The organism is Streptomyces sp. NPDC014656 (assembly GCF_043084305.1).
Taxonomy (GTDB): domain Bacteria; phylum Actinomycetota; class Actinomycetes; order Streptomycetales; family Streptomycetaceae; genus Streptomyces.
The window spans coordinates 22111-34604 of record NZ_JBIBZN010000017.1 but is presented as its reverse complement, the minus strand read 5'-3'; the positions used below and the strand labels follow the sequence as shown (position 1 = coordinate 34604).

Genomic DNA, 12494 nt, shown 5'->3' with positions numbered 1-12494 from the left:
AGAAGTTGTGTCAATAGTGCGGACAGGCTCCATGGATTTGTCGTGGCTCCGGAGGCTCTCCGGCGCTGCTCTACGCTGGCTCGATGGCACGCTTCAGGGAGACGGTCCGGACACTGCTGCGCGAACGCCTGCTGGACGCAGCCTTCGAGCGCGTCGCCCGGCACGGTTTCGACAAGCTGCGCATGGCGCATCTGGCCGGCGACGTGGGCGTCAGCCGGCAGACGCTGTACTCCGAGTTCCCTTCCAAGGAGGCGGTCGGCGAGGCGCTGTTCCGGCGCGAGCTGGAGCGCTGCCTGGTCGGCATCCAGCAGGGCCTGGACGCGCACCCGGACGACCTCCGTGCCGCCGTGGAGGCGGCCGTCGGCTTCACGCTGACGCTGGCCGGCCGCAACCCCCTGATCAGGGCGATGCTGACGAGCACCGGCGAGGGCGGACTCCTCCCCTATCTGACGACCCGGTCGGCCGCCGCCTTCGACCTGGCCACGGCCATGATCGGGACGTACGTGGCGGAGACCTGGCCGTCCATCGACCCGGTCGCGCGCGAGCTGGCGGTGGACACGGCGGTACGCCTGACGGCGAGTCACGTCGTCCAGGCCACCGCCTCCCCGGAGGAGTCGGCCCGCCGCATCGCGGACACGGCGGTACGGGTCGCCCTCAGCACCGGCCACGAGCGGCTGCCGGCGGACGCGTCCCGCGGCTGAACCGGCCGCGGCGGCAGCTCCGTTCCTCCGGGACCTCGGTGGCCGGGTTCCGCCCTTCCCGGACCCCGGCGGCGGCGCGGCTCCGCCTCCTACGGCGGCCGGGGCCCCGCGTACTCCTCCAGTACGGGCCGGTTGCCGAGGCCCGGCGCGGTGGAGACGGGGTAGGCGCGCAGCCCGACCCGCCCCTCGACCCGGTCGATCGCGCCCCAGCCGTACTGCCGGGAGTCGTCGGACAGGTCGGGGTTGTCGCCCAGGTAGAAGAAGCCGCCCTCCGGCACGGTCCGCAGCTCCGCGCGCGCCGAACGGGTGCCCTCCGCCGAGCAGCACGCGCCCGCGCGGTGGGCCCGCTCGGCCCACTGGGAGGCGGCCACCCGGCGGACGGGCCCCTTCCCGCCCTCCTGGAGCAGGACCTGGAAGGGCTCCTCGCCGGTCGACACGATCGCCACCCGGTCGCCGGGCAGTCCGATCACGCGTTTCACCATGAGGGAGTCCTGCCGGCCGCCGCGCAGCAGGACGACGTCGAAGCGGCGCACCCGCCCCTCCGAGCCCGGCGAGACGAGGATCCGGTCGCCCGGGCGCAGGGTCGGGTCCATGCTGGCCCCGTCGACCCGGACGCCGAGGGCGGTCACGGCCACTCCCGCGAGCAGGGCGAGCAGGGCGCCGGTCCCCAGGACGGCGCCGAGGACGCGGCCCGCCCTCATCGGCGACCCCTTCGGCGGCTCCTTCGGCCGGGGTGCGGTACGGCCCCGGACCGGTCGAATTCGGTCATGGCGGGAAGGTAGGCCGGGTGGCGGGCGGCGGCTGTGACCGTACCGCTCAGCCTTGTTGACCGCGCGTCGACAAGGCAGCCGATCCGGGTACGGGCGGGGGTACGGGCCCGGCCCCGGTTCCGGGTACGTCCCCGGGACCGGGCCCGGGGACGCGTACGGCGTCCCGGTCGCGGACCTGGTAGGCGCGCGGGGTCTCGCCGGTCCAGCGGCGGAACGCGCGGTGGAAGGCGCTGGGTTCGGAGAAGCCGAGCCGGCGGGAGAGGCGCTCGATGGAGACCCGGCCCGCGGTCAGCTCCGCGATGGCGTGATCCCGCCGCACCTGGTCGCGCAGCCGCTGGTACGTGGTGCCCTCGGCGGCCAGTTGCCGGCGGAGGGTCTGCGGGCTGACCGAGAGCCGCTCGGCCAGCTCCTCAGGCGTGGGGACGGGCCCGGCCGGCAGCGCCCTTCCGATGAGATGACGCACCCGGCCGGTGGCGGTGCTGCCCCACTCCGAACAGACGAGCACCCCGTCGGGGGCGCGGCGGAGAAAGGCACGGAGCGCCTCCTCGTCCCGCAGGACGGGCTCGTCGAGGTCGGCGCGGTCGAAGACGACGGCGGTGCGCCCGGCGCCGAAGACGCAGGGGGCGTCGAACAGCAGGGCGTACTCGGCGGCGTGAGGGGGCTCGGCGTGGGCGAACTCGACCCGGCGCAGCCCGATCCGGCGGCGGACGAGCCAGCCGGCGAAGCGGTGCGCGACGAGGACCGTGGCCTCGGCCCCGAAGTGGAGGGGGTCGTCGTAGCCGGAGACGTCGAACTCCAGCCGGACCTCGTCGGGGGCGCCGCGCTCCCCCGCCGGCACGGCCGGTTCGACGAGTCGGAAGCTCGGGCCGCCGGGGAAGAGGGAGTAGAAGGTCCGGGCGCGGTGCAGGGCCTCGCGCAGGTCGCGGCTGCCGTGGACGACGACGTGGCCCATCATCGCGAAGGTGCCGACCTTGGTGGGGGCGCCGCCGAAGCCGATCAGCTCGTCGTCCAGGGCCGCCCAGAGCATCCGGACGAGCCGCCCGAACCGCGCGGAGGGCACCCGCTCCGGACCGCGCGCCCCGCCGCCGGCGTGCGGCCCGGGGCCGCCGTGCGGCCCGGGGCCGCCGTGCGGCCCGGGGCCGGCGAGGAGTTCGGGCGGCAGTCCGGCGCGCGCGAGCAGCGGCCCCGCGGCGATCCCGCGCCGCTGGGCGCCCAGCACCACGGCCCGTACGTGATGGGCGCTGACCGACCCCGTCCGCATCCCCGCCCCCCGCGCGCTTGACACTTCACCTGTCGACTGTCCAGGTTCGGACACTCTAATGCGAACTGTAAGGCGGTTGGGGGAGTCTGGGCCGAACAGGGCGTACGTCACAGGAACTCCGTCTACCGTCGCTCCCGGAACACGCCAGAGGCGCATCGAGAGGGGCAGGCATGAGCGGAGTGGCACGGCGGACCGTGGTGGCGGCCGGCGGGGCGGGGCTCGCGGCGGCGGCACTGGCCGCCTGCGGGGGCTCGGACGCGGAGGGGGACACCGGCACCGGAGGGGCGGACGGCGCGCCGGAGGGTCCGCTGGCGAAGATCGGGGAGATCCCGGTGGGCGGCGGCAAGGTCCTGGCCGGCAAGGGGGTCGTGATCACCCAGCCGAAGGCCGGGGAGTACAAGGCCTTCTCGTCGAAGTGCACCCACGCGGGATGCGCGGTGAGCGAGGTGAAGGACGGCGTGATCGTCTGCCCGTGCCATCAGAGCAAGTTCGACATCTCGGACGGCAGCGTGAAGTCGGGCCCGGCGACGTCGCCCCTGCCGCCGGAGCCGATCGAGGTGAAGGGCGAGGAGATCTCCTTCGGCTGACCGGCTGACCGGCCGCCCGGGCAGGCGCCCGGACCGGGCCGCTCCGGCCCGCTCTAACCCCGGCCCGCTCTAGCCCCGGCCGACGGGGCGCCTCGGCGCCTTCCAGGCGGTGAGCAGGTCGTCGGTGGTCGCGATGGTGGCGACGAGGGCGAGGGTGTTGCGGATCATCGCGGGGGTGTAGTCGGCCGGCACCCCCGCGATGGCGTCCTGGGGCACGACGACGGTGTAGCCGAGGTTCACCGCGTCGAAGACGGCGTTGGGCACGGCCACATTGGCGGAGACGCCGGTGACGACGAGCGTCCGGCAGCCGAGGTTGCGCAGCAGCGCGTCCACGTCCGTCCCGGCCAGCGGGGACAGGCCGTGCAGCCGCCGCACCACGAGGTCCTCGTCGGCCACCTGGATCGGTTCCGCGACGCGCACCGCCGTGGAGCCGCTGTGCTGTTGCACAGGAAGGCGTGCCGCGGCCCGGAAGAGGCGCGCGTTGCCGCTGGAGCCGCGCCCGTCGGGGCGCCGCTCGGCGACGGCGTGCACGACCTGCACTCCGGCCTGGTGGGCGGCGTCGACCAGCCGGGCCACGTTGGCCAGGGCGCCCGACTTCCGGGCGACGGCGGCGAGCTCGGGCAGGGCGCTGTCCGCGCCGACGACCCCCTGCTGGCACTCGACGGTGAGCAGCACGGCCCCGTCCGGCCGCAGCCGCTCGTCGAGTTCTTCCCTGTGCCCCATCGCTCCCCCTAGCATCAGCCCGGCGTCCCTGCCGCCCGCCTCCGCCTCTTGCACCGGCGCGGGCACGCCCCCATGATTTCTGACGTCTCATCAGAAATCCAGAAGGGTGCGGACGATGACCGTCGCACAGCGCCATGGCCGCCGGATCATGATGTCCCCGGAGGAGCTCGACTCCTTCCTCGCCGAGCAGCGCACCTGCCGGGTGGCGACCGTCTCCGCGGACGGCCGTCCCCACCTCAGCGCGCTCTGGTACGCGTGGGACGGCACCTCGCTCTGGCTCTACTCGCTGACCCGCAGCCGGCGCTGGGCCGAACTGACGGCCGACCCCAGGCTCTCGGTCCTGGTGGACGACGGCGAGGAGTACGGCGAGCTGCGCGGGGCGGAGCTGTCGGGGACGGCCGTCTTCGTCGGCGAGGCGCCGCGCACGGGCGAGCCCTGCCCGGAGCTCGACGCGGTGGAACACCTCTTCGCCGCGAAGAACTTCGGCCTGGACGCCATGCCGCACGACGGCCGGCACGCCTGGCTCCGGCTGACCCCGGACGCGATCGCCTCCTGGGACTTCCGCAAGCTCGCGACGCTGTAACCCGCGACGCCGCGGCCCGCGCACACCACGGGCCATGCGCACCGCGGACCGTACACGTCGCGGGCCCCGCACACGGCAGCCCGTACGCACCGCGGCGCCGCTCAGCGCGTGTGCGGCCGCCCGGCCTCCCGCAGCGCCTCGACGACGGCGCGCAGCGAGGGCCGGCGGCCGGCGTCGGTGCGCCAGGTGGCGTGGATGTGCCGGCGCATCTGCTGTCGTACGGGCACGCAGACGACCCCTTCCGGGTGCGGCCGGCCGAGCCGGGGCGTGACGCACACGCCGAGTCCGGCGGCGACGAGCGCGAGCTGGGTGTGGTGCTCGCCGGCGAAGTGGGCGATGCGCGGTTCGATGCCCTGGGAGCGGAGGGTGAACATCAGCCAGTCGTGGCAGAACTCGCCCTCCGGCCAGGACACCCAGTCCTCGTCGGCGAAGTCCTCCAGGTCCACCGCCTCCCGCCCGGCGAGCCGGTGGCCGGCCGGCAGGGCCACGTCCGCCGAGTCGTCGAGCAGATGGGCCCGCTCCAGCTCGCCGGGGACCGGGGAGCGGCGGTTGCTCCAGTCCAGGACGATCGCCAGGTCGGCGTCGCCGCGCAGCACCGCCCGCACCCCCTGCTCGGGTTCGAACTCGGCGGTGCGGACGCGCAGCTCGGGGTGGCGGGCGCGCAGGGCGGCGAGGGCGGCGGGGAAGAGGCCGCGCGCGGCGGTCGGGAAGCCGACGAGCCGGACCTCGCCGACGACCTGGCCGCGCTGGGCCTCGATGTCGGCCTGGGCGAGCTGGACGTGGGAGAGGATCCGGGCGGCGTGCTCGGCGAGCAGCAGGCCGGCGTCGGTGAGCCGCACTCCCCGCCCGTTCTTGGCGAGGAGCTGCTGCCCCACCTCCCGCTCCAGCTTGGACAGCTGCTGGGAGACGGCGGAGGTCGTCACGTGCAGCCCGTCAGCGGCGCCGCTGACGGAGCCGTGCCGGGCGACGGCGTCGAGGGTGCGCAGGCGCTCCAGGTTCAACATGTAAGCAATGCTAAGGGAAGGGGTCGACATAATCTCGCTTGTCCTACGAGGTCGGTCCGGTCACCCTGAGTGCATGAGCCACGCGACCGCCTCCGCCCCCTCACCTTCGCCCCTCCCCTCCCCGTTCCGCTCCCGCCTCCTCGACTGGCGGGTGCGCTTCGGCGTGCTGGCCCTGATCTGGGGCTTCAGCTTCCTCTTCATCAAGGTCGGCACGGACGGTTTCGCGCCCTTCCAGGTGACCTTCGGCCGGCTGCTGTTCGGTACGGCGGTGCTGGCCGCGGCGCTGCTGGTCAAGCGGGACCGGCTGCCGCGCGGGGCGCGCACGTGGGGGCACCTGGCGGTGGCGGCGTTCCTGCTCAACGCGCTGCCGTTCTCGCTCTTCGCGTACGCGGAGCTGACGATCCCCTCGACGCTGGCGGGGATCTGCAACGCGACGACCCCGCTGTGGGGCATGGTCCTCTCGCTCGTGGCGCTCTCGGAGGACCGGCCGACCCGGGTGCGCGCGGCGGGCCTCGGCATCGGCTTCATCGGCGTGCTGACGGTCCTCGGCGCGTGGCAGGGCTTCTCGGGCCTCGACGTGACGGGCACCGCGCTGGCCCTGCTGGCCTCCTTCAGCTACGCCGTCGGCTGGATCTACGTCCGCCGCACCCTGAGCGGGACCGGCTCCTCGCACCTCTCCCTGGCGACCGGCCAGGTCGGCGTGGCCACCCTGCAGCTCGCCCTCGTCACCCCGCTCTTCACCACCCTGCCGGAGTCGGTCGAGCTCCTCCCCCTGCTCGCGGTGATCGCGCTCGGCGCCCTCGGCACCGGCTACGCGATGCTGCTCCAGTACGGCGTGGTCGCGGAGGTCGGCCCGACGACGGCCTCGATGGTCACGTATTTCATCCCGGTCATCGCGACGGCGGCGGGCGTGGCCTTCCTCGGCGAACACCTCGCGTGGAACACCCCCGTGGGCGCCGCCGTCGTCCTGCTCGGCGCCGCCCTCACCCAGACCCGCACCTCCCCCCGCACCCCCGTCCCCTCCCGCACCACCGCGCCCCTGACGGAAGCCCCCCGAAAGACCCCGACCCGCGCCTGACCCGGCAGGCGGGGTTTCAGGCGGGCCGCAGCACCCCGCCGGGCCCCGCCGCCGCCGACGCGGCGAACTCCTCGAACCCGAGGTTGCCGAGCTCCAGGTTCGCGTGGACCCCGTGGACGGCGGCCGGTACGAGCCGGAACTCCCGGGGCGCCGGCGAGTCCACGAGCTCCTGGTAGTACTCCGGGTCGAGCCCGCTCTCGTCCTCCCACAGCGTGTCGACCGCGAGCAGGGCCCGTACGGGCGACTCCGCCGTGTGCCGGTCGGCAAGGAAGACGGCGGCCGGCCCCTCGTCGCCGTCCACGGCGGCCAGCACCTCCTCCACGCTCGCCCCCGACCAGCACGGCGCGTCGAGCACCCGGACACCGGTCTCGGCGTCCCCGTCCGGGCCGTCGAGCTCCGCGAGCACCTCCCGCCACGCCGTCTCGTCGCCGAAGTCGGTCCGCACGACGAACGCCGCCCAGGTGTCCCAGCCCTCGATCGCCCGTCGCGCGTCGTCCCGCCGCTCCTGATCCGTCATGCCGCCGACTCTCGCACACGGGTCCGACAGTCACCCCGCCCGCCGGCGGAGACGTCCGCGTCAGCCGTAGCTCCGGGCGGGGGCCGGGCCCGCCGCCAGGGCCACCGCGTCGGCCAGGGGTTCGATGTCGTGGCGGGTGAGCGGCGAGACCGTGAGGCGGACCCCGGGACCGGCGGCGATGCGGAAGCGGGCGCCGGGGGCGACCGCCCACCCCGCGGAGAGCAGCCGCGCGACGGCGCCCGTCTCGTCGGCGACGGGCACCCAGACGTTCATGCCGCTGCGCCCGTGCGCCTCGACGCCCCGCCGGGCCAGCGCCCGGACGAGGGCGTCGCGCCGTTCCCCGTACGCGTCGGCGACGGTCTCGGGGTCGACCGCGCCGGTGGCCCACAGGTGGGCGACGGCCTGCTGGAGGAGGCGGCTGACCCAGCCGGGGCCGAGGCGCTGCCGGCCGAGGACGCGGTCGACGGTCTCGGGGTCGCCGGTGAAGGCGGCGATGCGCAGGTCCGGCCCGTACGCCTTGGCGACCGAGCGGACGAGCGCCCAGCGGTCGGTGACGCCGGCGAGCGGACGCAGGCGCCGGGCGACGATGCCGTGGCCGTGGTCGTCCTCGATGAGCAGCACCCCGGGGTGGCCGGCGAGGACGCGGCGCAGCTGCGCCGCGCGGGCGGGGCCCACGCAGGCGCCGGTGGGGTTCTGGGCGCGGTCGGTGACGATCACCGCGCGGACGCCTTCGTGCCGGATCGCCCGCTCGACCCGGTCCGCGAGCGGCCCGTCGTCGTCGACGGCGACGGGGACGGGACGCAGCCCCAGGGCGGGGACGAGGTCGAGGAGGCTGCCCCAGCCGGGGTCCTCGACGGCGACCGCGTCACCGGGTCGCAGGTGCGCGGCGAGGACCCGTTCGATGGCGTCGAGGGAACCGGAGGCGACGCCGACCGGCCCGTCGGGGACGCCGTCGGCGTCGAACGCCGCGCGGGCGAGCCGCGCGAAGTCCGGGTCGACGGGCGCCTCCCCGTAGAGCCCGGGCCGCACGGCGTACCGCCGCGCCGCCTCGGCGAGGGCGCCGTCGAGCGGTGGCAGCAGGGCCGGGTCGGGGTTGCCTCCGCTGATGTCCCGCACGCCCGGCGGCGCCTCGACGCGCAGCGAGCCGCGCGCGGTGGTGGCGGGGCGCGGCCGCACCCGGCTGCCGCGCCGCCCGTCGGTCTCGATGACCCCGCGCTCCCGCAGGGTCCGGTACGCGGCGGCGACGGTGTTGGGGTTCACGCCGAGGTCGGCCGCCAACTCCCGCATGGGCGGCAGGTTCTGCCCCGGCTCCAGCGCGCCGGCCCCCACCCCCCGCTCCACGCTGGCGGCGATCTCCGATGCGCGACGACCTTCGATCCGATACTCTCCTAGCACAAACCAGATTATGCACTAGTGCAATACGAAGGGCAAGGGGACCCGCCATGAGCACCACGACCACCGAGACGACTTCGCCGGCCGAGGGCGGCCCGAGCTACCCGCCCACCGACCGGACCGTGCCCACGCGCTCCCGGCAGCGCGCCTCGTACGACAAGGCGCTCGTCCACGCGATCCTCGACGAGGGGTACGTCTGCCACCTCGGCTTCATACGCGACGGCGCGCCCGTCGTCCTCCCGACCCTCTACGGCCGGATCGGCGAGCGGCTCTACGTCCACGGCTCCACCGGCTCCAGCCCGCTGCGCATGGCCGGCGCGAAGGGGCCCACCGAAGCCCCGGGACTGCCCGTCTGCCTCACGGTCACCCACGTCGACGGCCTGGTCCTGGCGCGCTCCGCCTTCCACCACTCGCTCAACTACCGCTCGGTCGTGGTCCACGGCACCGCCCACCAGGTCACCGACCCCGAGGAGCTGCGCTCCGCGCTCGACGCGCTCGTCGACCAGGTCGTCCCGGGCCGCGCCGCCGACTCGCGGCCGGCGAACGCCAAGGAGCTGGCCGCCACCGCGGTGATCCGGCTCGACCTGGAGGAGGTCTCGGCCAAGGTCCGCACCGGCGGCCCCAACGACGACGCCGAGGACCTGTCCCTGCCGCACTGGGCCGGCGTGGTCCCGGTCGCCCCCCGCACCGGCGCCCCGGTCGCCTCGGCGGACCTGGACCCGGCGATCGCCCTGCCCTCCTACCTGACCGCACGCTGAGGAACCGGCATGCTCATCCATCCCTGGGACGCCGCCGCCGACGAGACCGAGTGGCGGGAGTGGCTCGCCCGCCACGACTTCGGACAGCTCGCCGTCAACGGCCTGCCCGGCGAACCGCCCTGGGTGCAGCCGGCGCACTTCCGGTACGAGGCGGAGCCCGGCCCGTACGGCAGGGTCCTCACCCACCTGGCCCGGCCCAACCCGCTGTGGCGCGCCCTTGAGGCAGACGCACAAGTGCTGCTCAGCGTCGTCGACGACTACGTGTACGTCCCCGGCCACTGGACGGCCCCAGAGGGCGAGCCCACCGAGCACGGGACCCCGACCTCGTACTACGCGGCTGTGCAACTGCACTGTGTCGCGCGCGTGGTGGACGATCCGGCGGAGAAGGCGGACCTGCTGAACCGCCAGGTCGCCCACTTCCAGCCGGACGGCGGGACCGCGCCGGTGGCCCCCGGCGAGGTCCCGTTCGGCCGGCTGCTCCCCGGCATCCGGGGACTGGTCCTGGACGTGACGGAGGTGCGCGCGAAGTTCAAGTACGCGGGCAACAAGCCGGCCGGTGTGCAGCGCCGGGTCGCGGCCCGGCTGGCCGAGCGGGCCGGCCCGGGCGACCTCGCCGCCCGCGCCCACCAGCTCCGCCGCCTGCCCGGGGACACCTGACCGACACCGCACGCCCCAACCACAGGCACAAGCCCCAGCCCCAGCCGCGCAGCCATACGGCCGTGCAACCATACAGCCGTGCAGCCGTGCAGCCGTGCAGCCGTGCGGCTATACGGCCGCGAGCTCGACCGCCCTGCGCCGCTCCGCCGCCGTCCGCGCCTCCGCGAGGGCGAGGCCGGTGACGGCCGCGAGCAGCAGCACCGTGCCGAGCACGGTCGTCACCGTCAGCTCCTCGCCGAGGAGGGTGACGGCGAGCAGCGCGGCGCTGACCGGCTCCAGGAGCATGATCACGGAGACGGTGGCGGCCCGGACGACCGCGGCCCCGGCGAAGTACAGCGCGTAGGCGAGGGCCGTCGGGATGGCCGCCACGTACAGCAGCAGGAGCAGCAGCCGGACGACGTCCTCGGTGTGCGGCAGCAGTCCCTCGACGACCGCGAGGGGCAGCACGACGAGCGCCGAGACGCCGAAGGACCACGCGGTGCTCGCGAGCGAGCCGGCGGCACCGGCACCGCTGCGGCCGAGCCAACGGGTGAGCAGGGTGAGGGCGGCGAAGCCGGCGGCGGAGAGCACCGCGTAACCGACGCCGGCGAGCCGGACCTCGGCTCCCCCGCCGCCCAGGACGAGGACGGCGAGCCCGGCGAGCGCGCCGAGGACGGCCGCGAGTCCGCCGGAGCCGAGGCGTTCGCCCATGGTGACGCGGGCGCCGGCGGCGATGAGGATGGGCCCCGCGCCGAGGGTGACGACCGTGCCGACGGCGAGCCCGGTGGACTCGACGGCGGCGAAGTAGGCGGTCTGGAAGACCGCGAGACCGAGGCCGGTGCCACCGATCCGGATCAGCCGCGTCGCGCGGCTCTCGCCGGCGGACGAGGCGGTGGACCCACCGGTGGACCCACCGGTGGAAGAGGCGGCGGACCCTGCTGATTCCGTCCGGGCCCGCCCGGGACGCAGCAGCCGCAGCGCGGGAACCGCCAGGAGCAGCAGCAGGCCGCCGGCGCAGCGCCAGAAGGAGAGGGCGAGGGGGCCCATGTCGCTGTTCCGGAACACGAGGGAGCCGGCGGCGCCGGCGGTGCCCCAGGCGATTCCGGCGACGACGAGGTAGACCAGGCTCCGCCCGACGGGCAGGGCGGGGCGCACAGCGGAAAGGGACTGCGGGTTCGACACGTGGTTTCTCCGTGAGGACGGTCGTCCGTGCGGACGGACCGGGGTGAAGGATGGTCGCCGGCTCCGCGCGCGGGCAGCGACGGACCGCTCGGGGGCGTGATCGCCCGCCCGAGCCCGGTCGGTCGTCTTCGGGAGAAGGGGCCGCGCGCGCTAGGCGGCGGGCGGCGGAAGTACGGTCGAATGCATGCTCGGCACCCTACGGGCTGGTCCGGCCGCCCGACAACTCCCCCTCGGCGCCCGCGGCGATCCCCCGCTCGCCGCTCCCGCCGCTCTCGTCACGCCCGTCGCGCTCGGCTTCGGAGCCGGCGACCGGCCCCTCGGACGGCGCCTTGGGCGCGGTGGACTGGGCGATGAAGGCCCCGACGAGGACGAGCGCGCCGCCGAGGAGCTGCGGCGTCTCCAGGTGCTCACCGAGCAGAACCCAGGCGAGGACGGTCGCGATGACCGCCTCCAGACAGGCGACGACACCGGCGACCTGCGGCGAGAGCCGGCGCACCGAGACGACGCCGGTGACGTACGCGAGGACGGTGGCGATCAGGATGATCCAGCCGAGCAGCAGCCAGGCCGGCACGGCGGTTCCGCCGAGGTCGGCGCGCCCTGCCAGCACGGACGTGTCCATGCCCCAGGGGCGGGCGACGACGGTGAGCACGAGTGCGCCGATGAGCAGCCCGTACGCGATCACCCCGAGCGGGTCGGCCGGTTCGGCCTCGTCGGCGCCCTGGTCGGAGAGGACGAAGTACCCGACCTGGCAACAGGCGGCGGCGAGCGCGAGGAGCAGCCCGAGGAGGTCGAAGCTCAGTCCGGACCAGACCTGGACGACACAGGCGAGACCGCCGACCGCGAGCACCACGCCCAGGGCGGCGGCGCGGGTGACGGGCCTGCGCTGGACGAAGCGGACCCAGCCGAGGACCAGCGCCGGGGCGAGGTACTCGATGAGGAGGGCGACGCCCACCGGGATCCGGGAGAGGGAGGCGAAGTAGAAGGCCTGGACGCCGGCGACGGCGAGCAGGCCGAAGCCGACGAGGAGGCCGGGCTTGCGGCGCAGCAGGTCCCGGTGGCGCCAGGCCACGGGCAGCATGACGAGGGCGGCGCCGGCGACCCGGAGCCAGACGACATGGAGCGGATCGAGTCCCGCCTCGATCAGCGGCTTGGCCGCCACTCCCGAACCACCGAATGCGAAGGCCGAGGCCAGGGCGAGTCCCAGGCCGGCGCTTCTCCCCTGAGACGCGTGCATCGGGCCATCATGGCAGGACCCGGTCAGGCGTGTAACCCCCGTCGCACCTGTTGAGACGAGGGCCCCTG

The 12494-nt window shown here is 75.1% G+C and carries 14 protein-coding genes; 6 read left to right on the top strand and 8 right to left on the bottom strand.

What is annotated here, in order from left to right; all coding sequences use genetic code 11:
- Positions 1–83: 83 nt before the first annotated feature.
- The gene (locus ACF1ED_RS30700) at positions 84–701 is read left to right on the top strand and encodes a TetR family transcriptional regulator (RefSeq protein WP_391765967.1); all 618 of its coding nucleotides are present in this window, start codon (positions 84–86) and stop codon (positions 699–701) included.
- An 89-nt stretch (positions 702–790) separates the two neighbouring features.
- On the opposite strand, the gene lepB is transcribed toward ACF1ED_RS30700, so the two are convergent.
- Positions 791–1402, bottom strand: coding sequence for a signal peptidase I (gene lepB, locus ACF1ED_RS30695; RefSeq protein ID WP_391765965.1), 612 nt, complete (start codon positions 1400–1402; stop codon positions 791–793).
- 115 nt (positions 1403–1517) lie between these two features.
- Entirely contained in the window at positions 1518–2732 is a 1215-nt protein-coding gene (locus ACF1ED_RS30690; RefSeq protein WP_391765963.1) for an AraC family transcriptional regulator, read from the bottom strand.
- A 170-nt stretch (positions 2733–2902) separates the two neighbouring features.
- On the opposite strand from ACF1ED_RS30690, the gene ACF1ED_RS30685 reads away from it, so the two are divergent.
- Positions 2903–3319 (top strand): Rieske (2Fe-2S) protein, encoded by a 417-nt coding sequence (locus tag ACF1ED_RS30685; protein WP_391765961.1) that lies wholly within the window; start codon positions 2903–2905, stop codon positions 3317–3319.
- A gap of 69 nt (positions 3320–3388) precedes the next feature.
- Here ACF1ED_RS30685 and ACF1ED_RS30680 read toward each other — a convergent pair whose 3' ends face one another.
- Complete coding sequence (locus ACF1ED_RS30680) at positions 3389–4042, bottom strand: cysteine hydrolase (RefSeq protein ID WP_391765959.1); 654 nt, start codon at positions 4040–4042, stop codon at positions 3389–3391.
- Positions 4043–4157: 115 nt separating this feature from the next.
- Between ACF1ED_RS30680 and ACF1ED_RS30675 the strand changes: the two genes are divergently transcribed.
- The gene (locus tag ACF1ED_RS30675) at positions 4158–4625 is read left to right on the top strand and encodes a pyridoxamine 5'-phosphate oxidase family protein (protein WP_391765957.1); all 468 of its coding nucleotides are present in this window, start codon (positions 4158–4160) and stop codon (positions 4623–4625) included.
- A 101-nt stretch (positions 4626–4726) separates the two neighbouring features.
- Here ACF1ED_RS30675 and ACF1ED_RS30670 read toward each other — a convergent pair whose 3' ends face one another.
- The gene (locus ACF1ED_RS30670; protein ID WP_391765955.1) at positions 4727–5629 is read right to left on the bottom strand and encodes a LysR family transcriptional regulator; all 903 of its coding nucleotides are present in this window, start codon (positions 5627–5629) and stop codon (positions 4727–4729) included.
- A 73-nt stretch (positions 5630–5702) separates the two neighbouring features.
- On the opposite strand from ACF1ED_RS30670, the gene ACF1ED_RS30665 reads away from it, so the two are divergent.
- Entirely contained in the window at positions 5703–6707 is a 1005-nt protein-coding gene (locus ACF1ED_RS30665) for a DMT family transporter (RefSeq protein ID WP_391765953.1), read from the top strand.
- A gap of 16 nt (positions 6708–6723) precedes the next feature.
- On the opposite strand, the gene ACF1ED_RS30660 is transcribed toward ACF1ED_RS30665, so the two are convergent.
- Positions 6724–7224, bottom strand: coding sequence for a DUF6924 domain-containing protein (locus ACF1ED_RS30660; protein ID WP_391765951.1), 501 nt, complete (start codon positions 7222–7224; stop codon positions 6724–6726).
- Positions 7225–7284: 60 nt separating this feature from the next.
- Positions 7285–8619: an aminotransferase class I/II-fold pyridoxal phosphate-dependent enzyme gene (locus ACF1ED_RS30655; RefSeq protein ID WP_391765949.1), complete on the bottom strand. Its 1335-nt coding sequence runs from the start codon at positions 8617–8619 to the stop codon at positions 7285–7287.
- A 47-nt stretch (positions 8620–8666) separates the two neighbouring features.
- Between ACF1ED_RS30655 and ACF1ED_RS30650 the strand changes: the two genes are divergently transcribed.
- Positions 8667–9374, top strand: a complete 708-nt coding sequence (locus tag ACF1ED_RS30650) for a pyridoxamine 5'-phosphate oxidase family protein (protein WP_391765947.1) — start codon at positions 8667–8669, stop codon at positions 9372–9374.
- 9 nt (positions 9375–9383) lie between these two features.
- On the top strand, positions 9384–10031 hold the full coding sequence (locus ACF1ED_RS30645) for an FMN-binding negative transcriptional regulator (protein ID WP_391765945.1): 648 nt from the start codon (positions 9384–9386) through the stop codon (positions 10029–10031).
- A 108-nt stretch (positions 10032–10139) separates the two neighbouring features.
- Here the strand turns inward: ACF1ED_RS30645 and ACF1ED_RS30640 are convergent, their stop codons facing one another.
- Complete coding sequence (locus ACF1ED_RS30640) at positions 10140–11192, bottom strand: DMT family transporter (RefSeq protein WP_391765943.1); 1053 nt, start codon at positions 11190–11192, stop codon at positions 10140–10142.
- A gap of 196 nt (positions 11193–11388) precedes the next feature.
- A complete protein-coding gene (locus tag ACF1ED_RS30635; protein ID WP_391765941.1) occupies positions 11389–12426 on the bottom strand; it encodes a DMT family transporter in 1038 nt (345 codons plus the stop codon).
- Positions 12427–12494 lie beyond the last annotated feature (68 nt).